A 14,059-nucleotide genomic window follows, 5' to 3' on the forward strand; every position below is an offset into this window, starting at 1 on the left:
CGGGGACGGGCCGGGACGGCCCAGGCCGGACGGGCGACTGTCTCCCGTCCACAATGCCCGACTTAAGAGGCTGAGCTCGTCCCGGTGCCCTCCGGCGGCTGGCGCCCGGTGCGGTGCTCGGGCGCCTGAAAGAGCCGGTAGAGGAACACCAGGGACGGCACCAGCACGAGTGTTCCGACGTTGAGGGCGACGAGAAGGGCCTCGAGCATGGCCCGGCCACGTGCGGTGTCCTCGACGGTCAGCGTGCGCGGGAGCACGTACGGGCACTGGGCGACGGCCCAGCGGACCAGGATCGTCGTGACGGCGGCCGCTGAAGCCAACCGGGCGGCCTGGTAGCGGCGGGTGAGGAGCAGGGCGACCACCACTACGCCGGCGAGTACCGACAGGGCGATGACCGGGAGCCCCTGACCGACGAGACCGGCGAACAGCAGCGGTGCGTCGGCGCGCAGCACGAGTAGTCCCACGAGCCCCATTGCCCCCGTCACCGCGGCCGTCGCGAGTGCGCGTCTGCGGAATCCGTCGGCCAGGTCGGCCCGACCTTCGCGACGTGCGTCGGCGCAGAGGAACACCGCCGCGAGGTAGGCGCAGACCAGGATGGCCATCACCTCACCCAAGCGATCATGCCGAAGGCGGCCAGGGTCAGCGGCAGGTAGAGCGTCATGGTGACCGCGACGAAGGCACCGGAGAACGCGGTCCACAGGATCACCAGCACGAAGATCAGCCAGACGTGGTTGGCCTCCCACACCGGTCCGATCGAGTGCTCGATGAGTTCTCGCTGACGCCGGCCGCGCCGGGTTCCACCGGCCAGCAGGTCCCAGATCCCGGCGCCGAAGTCCGCCCCGCCGAATGGTGCGTACGCCACCAGCCCGACGAGCATCACCCCGAGCACGACCTCGGCGTGAGGTTCCCCCGCTTTGCCGGAGTGTCTGAACACTGGTTCGATCTTGAGAACCAGGAAGGAAGGCACTGGTGCCCGCACCGAAGAAGTACCCCGATGAGCTGCGCGAACGAGCGGTCCGGCTGTATCGGGAGTCCGACCCCCGCCCGACGTTCCGCGGGCTCGCGCAGCAGCTCGGGGTGCATCACGAGGCCCTGCGCAACTGGGTCCGCCAAGCGGAGGCCGACAAGGGCGAGCGCGATGATCGGCCGTCGACCGACATGCTCGCCGAGAACCGGCGGTTGGCGAAGGAGAACGCCGAGCTGCGGCGGGTCAACGAGGTCCTGCGCGCGGCGAGCGCCTATTTCGCCAGCGAGATCGGCCCGACCCGGAGGTGGTCATGAGCTTCGTCGACGCCCATGACTTCCCCGTCGGTCTCGTACTACGGGTCCTGAACATCGCGGCCTCGACCTACTACGACTGGCGCGCCCGCCGCGCGTCACCATCGCAGCGGCAGCTCGACGACGCCGTCCTGCTCGAGCAAATCGTGAAGATCCGCTCGATCAGCGAGTTCGCCACCACCTACGGCTCCCCGCGGGTCTGGCTCGAGCTGCGCCGCCAGGGCGTGCACGTCGGCCGCAAGCGCGTCGAGCGGATCATGCGCGAGCACGGCCTACAGGGCGCCCACCTGCGCCGCGGCTGGAAGGGCGGCTCGACCCGGCAGAACCCCGCCCACCGGCCGGCGCCGGACCTGCTCGAACGCGACTTCACCGCGACCGCGCCGAACCGCGTCTGGGTGGCCGACCTGACCCGGATCGTCACCGGCGAGGGCGTGTTGTGGCTGGCCTCGGTGCGTGACGCGTTCTCCAACCGGGTCGTCGGCTGGGCCACCGACCCCCGTGCGACGACCGCGCTGGTCCTCACCGCGCTCAACCACGCCCTGCGCTCGCGGGACCTGCGCCCCGGCCAGTTGATCTTTCACAGCGACAAGGGAGCCCAGTACACGGCGCTGCGACTCACCCAGCGCCTGGTCGACGCCGGTGTCGCCCCGTCGACCGGGTCCACAGGGGACAGCTACGACAACGCCCTCGCCGAGAACCTGTGGTCCACCCTCAAGATCGAGCTGCTCTACTGGCCCGGCACCACCTTCACAACCCGCCGCGACGCCGAGCACGCCCTGATCCGCTACCTCGACGGCTGGTACAACCCGCGCCGGATCCAGGCCCGCCTCGGCGGGCTCTCACCCGACGAGTACGAAGACGACTATCGTCGCACCCAGCGCGACGCCGACAGGTAACCCGCACTCCGGCGAACCGGGGGAAGCTCAGCGAGCGTCATCGCCGGTCGGACCGGTCGTCGGCGGGAGCCGTCGGCGGCTGCTCGCGGTCGACGGGTGGCGGATCGCGCGGGGCGACGAGGCGGTGACTCGCCGCGAGCCGACGCAGCACGACGATCGTGAGCGCCGTCAGGATCACGTAGATGGCGGAGACGGCCCAGACACCGAGGTGCAGGCCCGCGGCCGGGCTGACGGCATCCTCGGTCCGCAGCAGGCCGTATACGATCCACGGCTGGCGCCCGACATCGGTGGTGACCCAGCCGGCCTCCATCGCGACCACCGTGGCCACCCCGACAGGCCCGTTGCCCGCAGGAACCACCGGGTGTCGGGGATTCGCCGACGCCGCCACCAGGCCCAACCCAGCCACGCCGCGAGTGCGAGCAACGCGAACCCGATGCCGACCATGACGTTGTATGACAGGTGCACGACGTTGCCCGCCGGGCGGTCCTCCTCCGGGAACTCTTCCAGGCCGAGCACGACGCCGTTCGGGTCGTGGTGCACGAGCAGGGACAGGCCGTAGGGGATCTCCGGGGCGTAGTGCAGCTCGTCGTCGCGATAGGTCCCACCCAGCGAGAGCGGTGCACCTGCCTGGGTGCGGAACTGACCCTCCATGGCGGCGAGCTTCGCAGGCTGGTTGTCCGCAACGGTGACCATGAACGCCGCCAGCTACATGTGCACGAACTGCGGCCAGGTCGACGGCCCGAACATCGCCGCCCACGGATCGGCGTCGACCACGAGGCCCTGTGCGTCGATCCGGAACCCGGTGGGGTTGTCCATCCACGCGTTAGCCGTGATGACGAAGAACGCCCCGGCTGCGCCTGTGACGATCATCGGGAGGGCGCTGATCATGTGCGCCCTCGGCGACAGCCGGTTCCAGCCGAACAGGTAGACCTCGACGAAGCGGGCAGGCAGCAGGTTTGCGTTCGCGGCGGCCAGCACGTCACCGAGTTCGGGCAACGGGTGAATCTCCTGTCGGGCGGCCCGGACGATCCGGGCGTGGAGTTGCGTCCTCGTGCAGGCGGCAGCTGCCCGGATCCCTGGAGAATGGATCAGTGTGCCCTAGCGGGCGCCGGCCAGAAGGTGGTGGAGCAACAGGACCTGACCCACGGCCAACGGAAGGCTGTGGGCGCTCGGTCCCACCCGCCCTAGACCGTCCGGGACGTCGGAGCTCGGGTCGACGACCGCAGCCCAGAGCATGGCGAGTGCAGCGGCACCGTCCTCCGGCGAGCCGTACCCGTGGACGTGCAGGCTGTCGACCGGGCGACCGTCGGTGTCCCTCGCGAGCCGCAGGTGCACCAGACCGGTCGTGCGGGAGTCCAGGATCTCGGCCAAGTCAGGCTGCGGGATGGTCGATCGCAGCAGTAGCTCCGCGGACAGGGGGGTGCCCGGCGGGTCCGCCCGTCCGTCCACGTGGGCGAACCGGACGACGAGGTCGGCATGAGCCCGCTGCGGGCGGATGTACCTCTCGGAGTCGGCCTCGCGTGCGGCCAGCTCGGTGACCACCTGCTCGGCGTTGTAACCGCGGCTAGCGGTGTCCCGCCGCACCTTCCAGGACCTGCGAACCTCCTCCTCCGGATCGAGGTAGACGGTCACGTCGAAGCATGCCCGGGCGAGCTTGGTATGCAGTGGAAGCAGACCGTCGACGATCACGAACTCGCGCGGCTCGATGAGCTCGGGACGAACCAGGTGGCCGGTGGCGTGGTCGTAGACCGGTTTCAGGACGGGCTGCCCGGACGCGAGCAGTTGGAGGTGCTGCTCCATGATGTCGATGTAGTTGGCCTTGGGGAGCAATGGCGTGATCGACAGTTGGTGCCGCTCCGCACGATCGTAACGGTGATAGTCGTCGGTGGACACAAGTGCGCACCGGTTCGTGCCCAACGCCTCTGCCAGCCCGGCGGCGAACGTCGTCTTGCCCGCCGCACTGTCGCCGGCGATGGCCAGCATCATCGGCCGAACAGTGCTGGGGTCTCGAGCCCGCTGGATGCGGAGCGCCTTCTCAGCCACCTTCGAGCGCCTCGGCCTCCACCGGTGTCCTGCCGACGGCAACGAATGCCGCCCGAACGACGGCGACGACCGAGAGCCCCATGTGTACGGCCACCTCCTGTCCGGGTCCGCTCTCTCCGAACCGTTCGATGCCGATCACGGGGTCGCCCGGTCGCGCGATCGCGCGCCAACCTACACCGACTCCGGCCTCGATCCATACGACCGGAACGTCCGGCAGCAGGTTCTGCCCGGCGCGCAGCGCCGCATCGAGACGATCGCGCCACATGACCGACACCACCATCGCCTCGATGTCACGGGCGGCGAGCAGTTCGGCCGCCTTCACCGCGAGCGTGACCTCAGAGCCACTCGCGGCGAGGACGACGTCGACCCTTCCCGGATTGCGCACGATCCGTGATCCGTGGTCGCGGACCTCCGCCAGCCCGGCCGGACCGATGACCGGAAGATCCTGACGACTGAGAACGAGCGCAGTCGGTCCGTCCAGGTTGTTCGCCGCCAGCTCCCAGGCCAGCGCAGTCTCTGCGGCGTCGGCGGGCCGCAGCACCGTGAGCCCGGGGATCAGGCGCAGTGCCTCGATGTGCTCCACGGGCTGGTGGGTCGGCCCGTCCTCGCCGACGTGCACCGAGTCGTGGGTGAAGACGTACACCACGGGCAGCCGCATGAGGGCGGACAGCCGTAAGGCCGGCCGCAGATAGTCGGTGAAGACGAGAAAGGTACTGCCGAACGGGCGAAGCCCACCGTGCAGCGCGATTCCGTTGAGCGCTGCGGCCATCGCGTGCTCGCGGATGCCGAAATGGATCGTGCGTCCGGTGAACTCTCCCCGTGCGACGTCACCGCCGTCGATCGCGGTGTTGGTCGAGGAGGCGAGATCTGCCGAACCTCCCACGAGCGCGGGGTACCGAGCCGCCAACGCTCGCAGGGCGGCTCCGGAGGCCTTGCGGGTGGCGACCGTCGCGCCGGGCTGGGCGCCATCGGCGAGGTCGGACAGGACGGAGAGGTCCGGGGCGGCCGGGGTCCGGTCGAGCGGGAAGTCGGCGGCGGATTGCGGATTGGCGGCGCTCCACTCGGCGTGATCCCGCAGCCACTCGGCCCGGCAAGTGGCCCAGCGGGTGCGCTTCTCCACCATGGCCAACCGCACGGCCCCGGGCACGTGGAACGGTGCGGAAGGCCAGCCGAATCGGCTACGCATGGCGGCGATGGTCTCGTGGCCGAGCGGGCTGCCGTGCGCCTTCGAGGTCCCCTCGACCCCGGGCGCGCCGAAGCCGATCGTGGTGCGCACCGTGATGAACGTGGGGCGGTCGTCGCCGGCCCGCGCCTCGCTGAACGCGCGGTCGAGTGCCTTGAGGTCGTTGCCGTCGTCGACCCACAGCGTGCGCCATCCGTAGGCAGCGAACCGGCTGGCGTGGTCGTCTCCGCAGCTGCGGTGAGCGGGTCCGTCGATGGTGACGTCGTTGTCGTCGAAGATGACGGTGAGCTTGCCGAGCGCGAGCCGTCCCGCGAGCGACGCCGCCTCGTGGCTGATGCCTTCCATGAGGCAGCCGTCGCCGACCAGCGCCCACGTCCGGTGGTCGACCACCACGTGCTCGGCGGTGTTGAGGCGCGCGGCGAGCATCCGCTCGGCGAGCGCCATCCCCACGGCGTTGGCCAGGCCCTGGCCGAGCGGTCCCGTGGTGGTCTCGACCCCGGGGGTGTGGCCGTGCTCGGGATGACCGGGCGTGCGCGAGCCCAGCTTGCGGAATCGCTTGAGTTCCCCGACGGGCAGGTCGTAGCCGAATACGTGCAGCAGCGCGTAGAGCAGCATCGACCCGTGGCCAGCGGAGAGGACGAACCGGTCGCGGTCTGGCCAGTCGGGGGCGGCGGGATCGTGCCGGAGGTGGCGGGACCACAGGACCCATGCCGCCGGCGCGGCGCCCAAGGGGAGGCCGGGGTGTCCACTGTTGGCCGCCTGGACGGCGTCGGCGGCCAGGAACCGCAGGGCGTTGACGGCGAGCACGTCCAGGTCGCCCGACGGTCCGGTCGCGGGGCTCGCCTCGACCTGCTCAGCCGGTCCGGCCTGAGCGAGCCGGTCGGTCGAGCTCATGCGCCGACCGCCGACCCGGCTGCGGCGGCGCGCAGCGCCGAGGTTCGCTCGGCCATCGTGCCCGGGCCGGTGAAGAGACTGGAACCGGCGCAGAAGACGTTCGCCCCCGCGGTGGCGGCACCGCCGATCGTGCCCGCCCCGATGCCGCCGTCCACCTCGAGCTCGATGTCCAACCCGCGACGCTCGATCTCGGCGCGCGCGCGCGCGATCTTCGGTTCCATCGAGGCGATGTAGGCCTGACCGCCGAAGCCCGGGTTCACCGTCATGATGAGCAGGAGATCAACCATTTCCAGCACATCCTCGACCGCTGCCAGGGGCGTGGCGGGGTTGAGGGCGACACCGGCCCTCGCACCGAGCTCCCTGACCGCCCCTAGGGTGCGGTGCAGGTGACCGGTCGACTCGGCGTGGACAATGACGATGCCGCAGCCAGCCTCGACCCACCGTGGCAGCATCGGGTCGGGATTGTCGACCATGAGGTGCGCCTCGAATCCCATTTGGACGTGTCCGCGACATGCCGCGATGACGTCGGGGCCGAAAGTGATGTTCGGGACGAATCGGCCGTCCATCACATCCCATTGGATCCGGTCGACGCCCGCCTTCTCGATCTCCTTGACCTGACCGCCGAGATCCGCGAAGTCCGCGGGGAGGACCGACGCCACCAGCGTCGGAACAGTCGTGCTCGCCATCAAATGAACCTCCTCCGATGTTGCTGCGACGCTACGGACGCCGGCACAGGCGCTCGTCCCCGATGCGGGGGTGGGTCCGGGGGAGGCGTGGTGTCGCGATCCGGCGAGTGGCGCGAGCGACTACGATCTGAGAAATGACCACGCCGCGCACCCCGCCCGTTCGGGTCGTGCTGGTGGACGACCATGAGATGGTGATCGCCGGGCTTAAGGCGATGCTCGCGCCGTTTCGCGACCGGGTGCGGGTAGTGGGGCAGGCGGTCGGGCCCGGCGCCGCCCAGGCCGTGGTCGAGGGCATCCAGCCCGACGTGGTGCTGTGCGATGTGCGGATGCAGGGCACGAGCGGGCTGGATCTGTGCCGTGCGATGGTGGAACGCGACCCCGGCCGCAAGGTCGTGCTGCTGTCGGTCTACGAGGACGAGCAGTACCTGTTCCAGGCCTTGCGGGCCGGTGCGGCGGGCTACCTGCTCAAGCGGATCGGCAGTGAGGACCTGGTTCGCCAGATCGAGCTCGCCCACTCCGGCCAGACGGTGATCGATGCCGGGATGGCGGCGCGGGCGGCGGACACCGCCGCTCGCATGCAGCGCGACGAGTTCTGGCCAGGTGCGCGGCAGGGGCTGACGCAGCGGGAGAGCGAGATCCTGTCGTGCATGGTGGGGGGTCTGTCCAATCGGGCGATCGCGGTCCGGCTCGTGATCAGTGACGAGACGGTCAAGAGTCACCTCCGATCGATCTACCGGAAGCTCGCGGTCGCGGACCGGACGAACGCGGTCGCGACCGCATTGCGGGAGGGAATCTTCCTGTGACCCGCCGCGGGGACCGAACGGCCGGCCCGACCTCTGTAGGGCCGGGCGCCGTCCGCGGGCTCGTCGACGCCGGAGGGGAGGTCGCGTTGCTGCTCGAGATCATTCGCCTCACCGCCAACGGCCCGGCGGTCGAGCCGCTCGCTGCGGCAGTCGCACGCATGATCACGGAAGCGACCGCCACCGACGTGTGCTTCGTGCACATTCTCGACGACACGGAACGGACCTTGATCCTGGCCGGGGCAACCTCGCCCTTCGACGACCACGTCGGACAGGTGCAGCTGCCACTGGGCATGGGGGTGTCCGGGTGGGTGGCGAGCCATCGGACCCCGGTCGTGATCACCGAGGACAAGGAGTCCGACCCGCGGTACCTGCCACTGCCGGCCCTGCGCGGGACGGAGTTCATCTCGATGGCTTCGATCCCGATGGAGAGCGACCGGGGCGGGCTGGTCGGCGTGCTGAACGTGCACACGGTCGAACGGCGTGAGTTCTCCCCTCGCGACCTGGAGCTGCTGCACGTCATCGGACGCCTCGTCGCGGGCGCCCTGGACCAGGCGCGGCAGCACCGCCGCCTCGCGATGCGGGAGCGCGCGCACGAACGTTTCGTCGAGCAGGTCATCGCGAACCAGGAGGCGGAGCGCCGGCGGATGGCGGGGGACATCCACGACGGCATCTCGCAGCGCCTGATCAGTCTCTCCTACCACCTCGACGCCGCCACGCATGCCGTCGACGACGATGCGGTCGAGGTCGCCGTACAGCTCGCTCATGCACGTGACCTGCTTGGCTTGGCTTTGGACGAAGCTCGCGTCGCCATCGGTGGCCTGCGGCCGCCCATCCTCGACGACCTCGGACTCGCCGGCGGTCTCGCCAGCCTGGCCCGCTCGACACCTCAACTACCGGTCGACATCGCTGTCGACGATGAGCGACTGCCCGAGCATGTCGAACTCGCCCTGTACCGGATCGCCCAGGAAGGTCTGCAGAACATCGTCAAACACGCAGCAGCGGCGCTCGCCACGTTGCGCTTCCGCGTGCACCATGGTGTCGCTCGGCTGGACGTGAGTGATGACGGCGTGGGCTTCGACGTGACCCGGACGCAACAGTTCGGTGCTACTGCAACCCCCAGCGGTTATGGGCTGGCGTCGATGACCGAGCGGGCCGAACTGGTCGGTGGCCGGCTGCGCATCCGGTCGCGTCGCGGGGTCGGGACGACCGTCACCGTAACGGTACCGCTCGGCCACCAGCGCGAGCGGTGCTGAAGGACGGCGCGAGGACCCGCGAACCTCTCGCGGGTCCGCACGACCGTCAGGAGGCCGGCTGAAGCTGAGAGCGCAGCCGGACGGCTGCCGCGTTCGCTGCGACCCGATCGGCCAGCGCCGCCTGCCCCGCGGCGACGAGGTCCGCGTCGCCGTGCCAGGCCGCGAGCGCCGGGTCCACCAGTGCCCGGCCGAACGAGAAGCTCAGTGGCCATGAGGTCCGGTGATGCTGCATCGCCTCGAGATTGGCGGTCGCCCGCTCCGGCGGCTGACCCCCCGAGAGGAAGGCGACGCCTGCCAGCTGGTCGGGCCATGCGCGCAGCACCGCGACCGTCGCAGCGGCGACCTCCTCGGGTGTGGACGTCTCGGGGTTGCCGCTGCCCTCGATGACCATGTTCGGTTTGAGGACGATGCCGGCCAGGTCGACGTTGAGCAGTGCGAGCTCCTCCCGGACCGCGGCGTGCACCGCGGTCGTGACCTCAGCACACCGGTCGAGGCCATGGTCGCCGTCCATGAGCACCTCGGGCTCGACGATCGGCACGATGCCGGCTTCCTGGCAGGCCGCGGCGTAGCGGGCGAGCGCATGGGCGTTGGCACGGATCGCGCCCGGGCTCGGGAGCTGCGGCGTGATGGTGTAGACCGCCCGCCACTTCGCGAATGCGGCTCCCAGGTCGGCGTAACCGCTCAGCCGCGCGGGGAGCCCGTCGAGGCCCTCGGTGATCGTCTCGCCGGGCAGGCCCGGACAGGGCCTGGCCCCGGTGTCCACCTTGATACCGGGCAGGATGCCCAGTGCGAGGACGGCCCGGGCGAACGGCGTGCCGTCGGCGAAGGTCTGGTTCAGCGTCTCATCGCAGAAGATGATGCCGGAGGCGCCGTCGGCCAGCCCGGGGGTCGCCGCCAGCAGCTCGCGGTAGACCTGACGGTTCTCCGCAGTGCCGGGTACGCCGGCCTTGTCCAGTCGGGAGTTCATCGTGCCGATGCTCTCGTCCGCGGCGAGGATCCCCTTGCCGGGCGCCACCAGCTTCTCGGCGATCTGACTGCACGGGTTCATGTTCGGTCCTCCACACCTGGGTTCACCGCAACGTAGGTGCGCCGTGAACCAGTCGCCTCACCGAGGTGGTGGACTCGGCGGGGGAGCGCCGATTCAACGATCGCTCAAGTCTTGAGGCAAATGTTTCGATGGTGTATCTGGTGTTCGGCGGGCACCCTTCGTGCATGGCAGATCGATGGAACGCGGGAGTCATCCCCTACGCTGAAATGGGCTACTGGCAGCCGGACTACGTGCCGAAGGACAGCGACGTGCTGTGTGCCTTCCGGATCACCCCGCAGGAGGGGGTGCCCCCGGAGGAGGCCGGAGCCGCGGTGGCCGGCGAGTCGAGCACCGCGACCTGGACGGTGGTGTGGACCGACCGGCTCACCACCTTCGAGCACTACCAGGCCAAGTGCTACAAGGTCGAGGCGGTTCCGAACACGCCCGGCCAGTGGATCGCATGGATCGCCTACGACCTCGACCTGTTCGAGGAGGGGTCAATCGCGAACCTGACGAGTTCGATCATCGGCAATGTCTTCGGGTTCAAGCCGCTCAAGGCGCTGCGCCTGGAGGACATGCGGATCCCGACGCACTACGTCAAGACCTTCCAAGGTCCCGCGAACGGGATCGTGATGGAGCGCGAGCACCTCAACAAGTTCGGCCGCCCGCTGCTGGGGGCGACAACGAAGCCGAAGCTGGGCTTGTCGGCGCGCAACTACGGTCGCGTGGTCTACGAGGCCTTGCGGGGCGGTCTGGACTTCACCAAGGACGACGAGAACATCAACTCCCAGCCGTTCATGCGCTGGCGCGACCGCTTCCTGTTCTGCATGGAGGCGGTGAACCGAGCGCAGGCGGCGACCGGTGAGATCAAGGGCCACTACCTCAACGTCACCGCGGGAACTATGGAGGAGATGTACGAGCGGGCGAACTTCGCCAAGGAGCTCGGCTCGGTGATCGTGATGATCGACCTCACGGTTGGGTACACCGCCATCCAATCCATGGCGAACTGGGCCCGGGCCAACGGGGTGATCCTGCACCTGCACCGTGCGGGTCACGGCACCTACACCCGGCAGAAGTCTCACGGCGTGAGCTTCCGGGTGATCGCCAAGTGGATGCGGCTGGCGGGTGTGGACCACATCCACGCCGGCACGGTGGTGGGCAAGCTCGAGGGCGACCCCAACGCCACCGCAGGCTTCTACGACACCCTTCGGCTCGGCAGCGTCAAGGCCGACCCGGTCAAGGGCCTGTACTTCGATCAGGAGTGGGCCTCGATGCCCGGTGTGATGCCGGTCGCGTCCGGGGGTATCCACGCCGGGCAGATGCACCAGCTGCTGCACCATCTCGGCGAGGACGTCGTCCTGCAGTTCGGGGGCGGCACGATCGGCCACCCGATGGGCATCTCTGCGGGCGCTGAGGCGAACCGGGTCGCCCTCGAGGCGATGATCAAGGCTCGCAACGAGGGCGTCGACTTCTACAAGGAGGGGCCCGACATCCTGAAGAAGGCCGCCTCGCGCAACCGACCCCTGGACATGGCGCTCGCCACGTGGGGCGACATCACCTTCAACTACGAGTCCACCGACACCCCCGACGTCGTCGCGACGCCGACGAGCGTCTAGGAGACCATCGATGCGCATCACGCAGGGCACGTTCGCCTACCTGCCCGACTTCACCGACGCCGAGATCACCCAGCAGGTCGAGTACTGCCTGCAGAACGGCTGGCCACTGTCGGTGGAGTTCACCGACGACCCGCACCCCCGCAACACCTACTGGGAGATGTGGGGCCTGCCGATGTTCGACCTCAAGGACCCGGCCGGGGTGCTGCTGGAGCTCAACGCCTGCCGCACCGCCAACCCGAACGTCTACGTCCGCCTCAACGCCTACGACGCGAGCCTCGGCCGGCAGACCACCGCGCTGTCGTTCATTGTGCAGCGTCCGAAGAACGAGCCGGGCTTCCAGCTCGTTCGCCAGGAGGCGGCTGACCGCCAGGTCCGCTACACGACGCAGGCCTACGCCACCAACCGTCCCGTCGGGGACCGATACGGCCAGGACTGATCCATGACGACCGGACACACCGAACACGACCGTCGGTCCTTCGCCTTCACGCCGCGTCCGGGGTCCGGTCCGCAGCTCGAACCGGACCCGTCCGACGAGGCGACCGTCGAGTACCTTCCTGCCGACGCCGTGGTCGACCTGTCCACGGCGCGGCAGGAAGCCGGCATCGACGACGTGCTCTCCACGCTCGACACCGAACTGGTCGGCCTCGCACCGGTGAAGACCCGCATCGCCGAGATCGCCGCGCTGCTGCTAGTCGACCGGATGCGGGCCCGCTTCGGCATCACTGCCCAGCAGCCGACCCTGCACATGTCCTTCACCGGCAACCCGGGGACCGGCAAGACGACCGTCGCCCTGCGAATGGCCGGCCTGCTGCACCGGCTCGGCTACCTGCGCCGGGGACACCTGGTTGGCGTCACCCGCGACGACCTGGTGGGTGAGTACGTAGGGCATACCGCACCGAAGACCAGGGACGTGATCAAACGCGCCATGGGCGGGGTGCTGTTCATCGACGAGGCCTACTACCTGTACAAGGTGGAGAACGACCGGGACTACGGCTCGGAGTCGATCGAGATCCTGCTGCAGGTCATGGAGAACAACCGCGACGACCTCGTGGTCATCCTGGCCGGGTACGCCGACAAGATGGACACCTTCTTCGCGGCCAACCCCGGGATGCAGAGCCGGATCGCCCACCACATCACCTTCCCCGACTACACGGTCGTCGAGTTGGAGCAGATCGCCGACCTGATGACCGAGGATCTGGGCTACCAATTCTCCACGGACGCCCGCGAGGCCTTGCACGACTACCTCGAGCGACGGGTCGGGCAGCCGTGGTTCGCCAACGCCCGCAGCGTGCGCAACGCCGTCGAGCGGGCACGGCTGCGCCAGGCGAAACGGCTGCTCGAGGCGGAGGACCCCAGGGTTGATCTGAAGACACTGATGACGATCGAGCCGGCCGACATCCTGTCGAGCCGGGTCTTCAGCGAGGAAGCCGGCGCCGGGAAGACGGTCCGATCGGCCTGACAATCTGACACGAGGGGACGTCGACGATGACCACCAACGCGAGGCTCCGCGCGCTCGTCGAGCTGGCCGAGGCCGGGTCGGTGCGCGCTGCGGCCAGAAAGCTTGTGGTGACCGAATCGTCGGTCTCCTCGTCGGTCACCGCACTCAGCGCCGAGCTCGGCGTCCCGCTCGTCGAGCGGCACGGGCGCAGCGTCCGCCTCACCCCGGCCGGTGCGCGATATGTCGACTACGCGCGTCGCATCCTCAACCTGCACGCCGAAGGCGTGCTCGCAGCTCGCGGCGAGGCGGACCCTGAGCACGGCTCGGTCCGCCTCGCCGCCGTCACGACTGCTGGTGAGCTCCTCATCCCCGCGATGCTGGCTTCGTTCCGTGCCAAGCATCCGGGGGTCGTCCTACGCCTGGAGGTGGCCCCCCGCGGTCGCGTGTGGCCGCTACTCGCCGAGCATGCGACCGACCTGGTGGTCGCCGGTCGTCCTCCCGACTCGTTGCGAGATACCTGCGTCCACGCGGTCAGCCCGAACACGCTGGTCGTGGTGGGGCCGCGCGACGCACGATCCGGTTTCGACCCCGCCGAGCACACCTGGCTCATGCGTGAGCCCGAATCAGGCATCCGTGCGACCTGCGAACTCATGCTGCTGCGCCAGGACATCGCGCCGCCGCTGATGACGCTCGGTTCACACGGAGCCGTGGTTGCGGCGGCGGTCGCAGGGCTGGGCATCACACTCGTCTCCCGGCAGGCGGTTCGCCACCAACTGGAGTCGGGAGTGCTCGTCGAACTGCCGGTGCCGGGCACCCCCCTGGACCGCCCGTGGAATGTGGTCAGCCAACCCGATATCACTGCATCTACTCGGCTCCTGATCGAGCATGTGTTGGCCGACCGCCAACTTGGATGGCGAGCGATCGACTGACGCCCACCCGCTC

General features: G+C 69.3%; 15 protein-coding genes and 1 pseudogene. 8 read left to right on the top strand and 8 right to left on the bottom strand.

Going from position 1 to position 14,059, the window contains the following annotated elements; genetic code table 11:
• Window positions 1-62: 62 nt before the first annotated feature.
• Window positions 63-602 carry a cytochrome d ubiquinol oxidase subunit II gene (locus Pdca_RS07990; protein ID WP_232021461.1) on the bottom strand — a complete coding sequence of 180 codons (540 nt, stop codon included), beginning with the start codon at window positions 600-602 and terminating at the stop codon, window positions 63-65.
• Window positions 602-934 carry a cytochrome d ubiquinol oxidase subunit II gene (locus Pdca_RS36750; protein ID WP_232021462.1) on the bottom strand — a complete coding sequence of 111 codons (333 nt, stop codon included), beginning with the start codon at window positions 932-934 and terminating at the stop codon, window positions 602-604. Before Pdca_RS36750 ends, Pdca_RS07990 begins: the two co-directional genes overlap by 1 nt.
• A gap of 35 nt (window positions 935-969) precedes the next feature.
• On the opposite strand from Pdca_RS36750, the gene Pdca_RS07995 reads away from it, so the two are divergent.
• Complete coding sequence (locus tag Pdca_RS07995) at window positions 970-1,281, top strand: transposase (RefSeq protein ID WP_166665856.1); 312 nt, start codon at window positions 970-972, stop codon at window positions 1,279-1,281.
• Entirely contained in the window at window positions 1,278-2,174 is an 897-nt protein-coding gene (locus tag Pdca_RS08000) for an IS3 family transposase (RefSeq protein ID WP_125911301.1), read from the top strand. Before Pdca_RS07995 ends, Pdca_RS08000 begins: the two co-directional genes overlap by 4 nt.
• Before the next feature lie 37 nt (window positions 2,175-2,211).
• Here the strand turns inward: Pdca_RS08000 and Pdca_RS37955 are convergent.
• The 5 genes and pseudogenes from Pdca_RS37955 to rpe form a co-directional block, all read right to left on the bottom strand.
• Window positions 2,212-2,867 (bottom strand): annotated as a pseudogene (locus tag Pdca_RS37955) (cytochrome ubiquinol oxidase subunit I).
• Between the two features lie 12 nt (window positions 2,868-2,879).
• Window positions 2,880-3,170, bottom strand: a complete 291-nt coding sequence (locus tag Pdca_RS08015; RefSeq protein WP_158092375.1) for a cytochrome ubiquinol oxidase subunit I — start codon at window positions 3,168-3,170, stop codon at window positions 2,880-2,882.
• A 102-nt stretch (window positions 3,171-3,272) separates the two neighbouring features.
• Window positions 3,273-4,160 (bottom strand): phosphoribulokinase, encoded by an 888-nt coding sequence (locus tag Pdca_RS08020; protein ID WP_232021463.1) that lies wholly within the window; start codon window positions 4,158-4,160, stop codon window positions 3,273-3,275.
• Window positions 4,161-4,209: 49 nt separating this feature from the next.
• A complete protein-coding gene (gene tkt / locus Pdca_RS08025; protein ID WP_232021647.1) occupies window positions 4,210-6,207 on the bottom strand; it encodes a transketolase in 1,998 nt (665 codons plus the stop codon).
• Between the two features lie 83 nt (window positions 6,208-6,290).
• Complete coding sequence (gene rpe / locus Pdca_RS08030; RefSeq protein WP_085916686.1) at window positions 6,291-6,980, bottom strand: ribulose-phosphate 3-epimerase; 690 nt, start codon at window positions 6,978-6,980, stop codon at window positions 6,291-6,293.
• Between the two features lie 134 nt (window positions 6,981-7,114).
• Here rpe and Pdca_RS08035 point away from each other — a divergent pair, with 134 nt between their 5' ends.
• Both Pdca_RS08035 and Pdca_RS08040 read left to right on the top strand, forming a co-directional pair.
• Complete coding sequence (locus tag Pdca_RS08035; protein WP_085916685.1) at window positions 7,115-7,783, top strand: response regulator; 669 nt, start codon at window positions 7,115-7,117, stop codon at window positions 7,781-7,783.
• Window positions 7,784-7,869: 86 nt separating this feature from the next.
• The gene (locus tag Pdca_RS08040; RefSeq protein ID WP_232021464.1) at window positions 7,870-9,036 is read left to right on the top strand and encodes a GAF domain-containing sensor histidine kinase; all 1,167 of its coding nucleotides are present in this window, start codon (window positions 7,870-7,872) and stop codon (window positions 9,034-9,036) included.
• 46 nt (window positions 9,037-9,082) lie between these two features.
• Here Pdca_RS08040 and Pdca_RS08045 read toward each other — a convergent pair whose 3' ends face one another.
• A complete protein-coding gene (locus Pdca_RS08045) occupies window positions 9,083-10,084 on the bottom strand; it encodes a class I fructose-bisphosphate aldolase (protein ID WP_085916683.1) in 1,002 nt (333 codons plus the stop codon).
• 164 nt (window positions 10,085-10,248) lie between these two features.
• Between Pdca_RS08045 and Pdca_RS08050 the strand changes: the two genes are divergently transcribed.
• From Pdca_RS08050 to Pdca_RS08065, 4 genes are read left to right on the top strand one after another with little or no spacing between them, the layout of a single operon-like run.
• On the top strand, window positions 10,249-11,679 hold the full coding sequence (locus Pdca_RS08050; RefSeq protein ID WP_085916691.1) for a form I ribulose bisphosphate carboxylase large subunit: 1,431 nt from the start codon (window positions 10,249-10,251) through the stop codon (window positions 11,677-11,679).
• 10 nt (window positions 11,680-11,689) lie between these two features.
• Window positions 11,690-12,115, top strand: coding sequence for a ribulose bisphosphate carboxylase small subunit (locus Pdca_RS08055; RefSeq protein WP_085916682.1), 426 nt, complete (start codon window positions 11,690-11,692; stop codon window positions 12,113-12,115).
• Window positions 12,116-12,118: 3 nt separating this feature from the next.
• Window positions 12,119-13,138: a CbbX protein gene (gene cbbX, locus Pdca_RS08060; RefSeq protein ID WP_085916681.1), complete on the top strand. Its 1,020-nt coding sequence runs from the start codon at window positions 12,119-12,121 to the stop codon at window positions 13,136-13,138.
• 26 nt (window positions 13,139-13,164) lie between these two features.
• Window positions 13,165-14,046: a LysR family transcriptional regulator gene (locus Pdca_RS08065; protein WP_085916680.1), complete on the top strand. Its 882-nt coding sequence runs from the start codon at window positions 13,165-13,167 to the stop codon at window positions 14,044-14,046.
• Window positions 14,047-14,059: the final 13 nt, after the last annotated feature.

The sequence above is a fragment of the Pseudonocardia autotrophica genome (assembly GCF_003945385.1).
GTDB lineage: Bacteria > Actinomycetota > Actinomycetes > Mycobacteriales > Pseudonocardiaceae > Pseudonocardia > Pseudonocardia autotrophica.

Coding starts and splice junctions, on each gene's coding strand:
- Pdca_RS07990 (WP_232021461.1), bottom strand. CDS start 602: ATGGCCATCCTGGTCTGCGCCTACCTCGCGGCGGTGTTCCTCTGCGCC.
- Pdca_RS08000 (WP_125911301.1), top strand. CDS start 1,278: ATGAGCTTCGTCGACGCCCATGACTTCCCCGTCGGTCTCGTACTACGG.
- Pdca_RS08020 (WP_232021463.1), bottom strand. CDS start 4,160: ATGATGCTGGCCATCGCCGGCGACAGTGCGGCGGGCAAGACGACGTTC.
- rpe (WP_085916686.1), bottom strand. CDS start 6,980: ATGGCGAGCACGACTGTTCCGACGCTGGTGGCGTCGGTCCTCCCCGCG.
- Pdca_RS08035 (WP_085916685.1), top strand. CDS start 7,115: ATGACCACGCCGCGCACCCCGCCCGTTCGGGTCGTGCTGGTGGACGAC.
- Pdca_RS08045 (WP_085916683.1), bottom strand. CDS start 10,084: ATGAACCCGTGCAGTCAGATCGCCGAGAAGCTGGTGGCGCCCGGCAAG.
- Pdca_RS08050 (WP_085916691.1), top strand. CDS start 10,249: ATGGCAGATCGATGGAACGCGGGAGTCATCCCCTACGCTGAAATGGGC.
- Pdca_RS08055 (WP_085916682.1), top strand. CDS start 11,690: ATGCGCATCACGCAGGGCACGTTCGCCTACCTGCCCGACTTCACCGAC.
- cbbX (WP_085916681.1), top strand. CDS start 12,119: ATGACGACCGGACACACCGAACACGACCGTCGGTCCTTCGCCTTCACG.
- Pdca_RS08065 (WP_085916680.1), top strand. CDS start 13,165: ATGACCACCAACGCGAGGCTCCGCGCGCTCGTCGAGCTGGCCGAGGCC.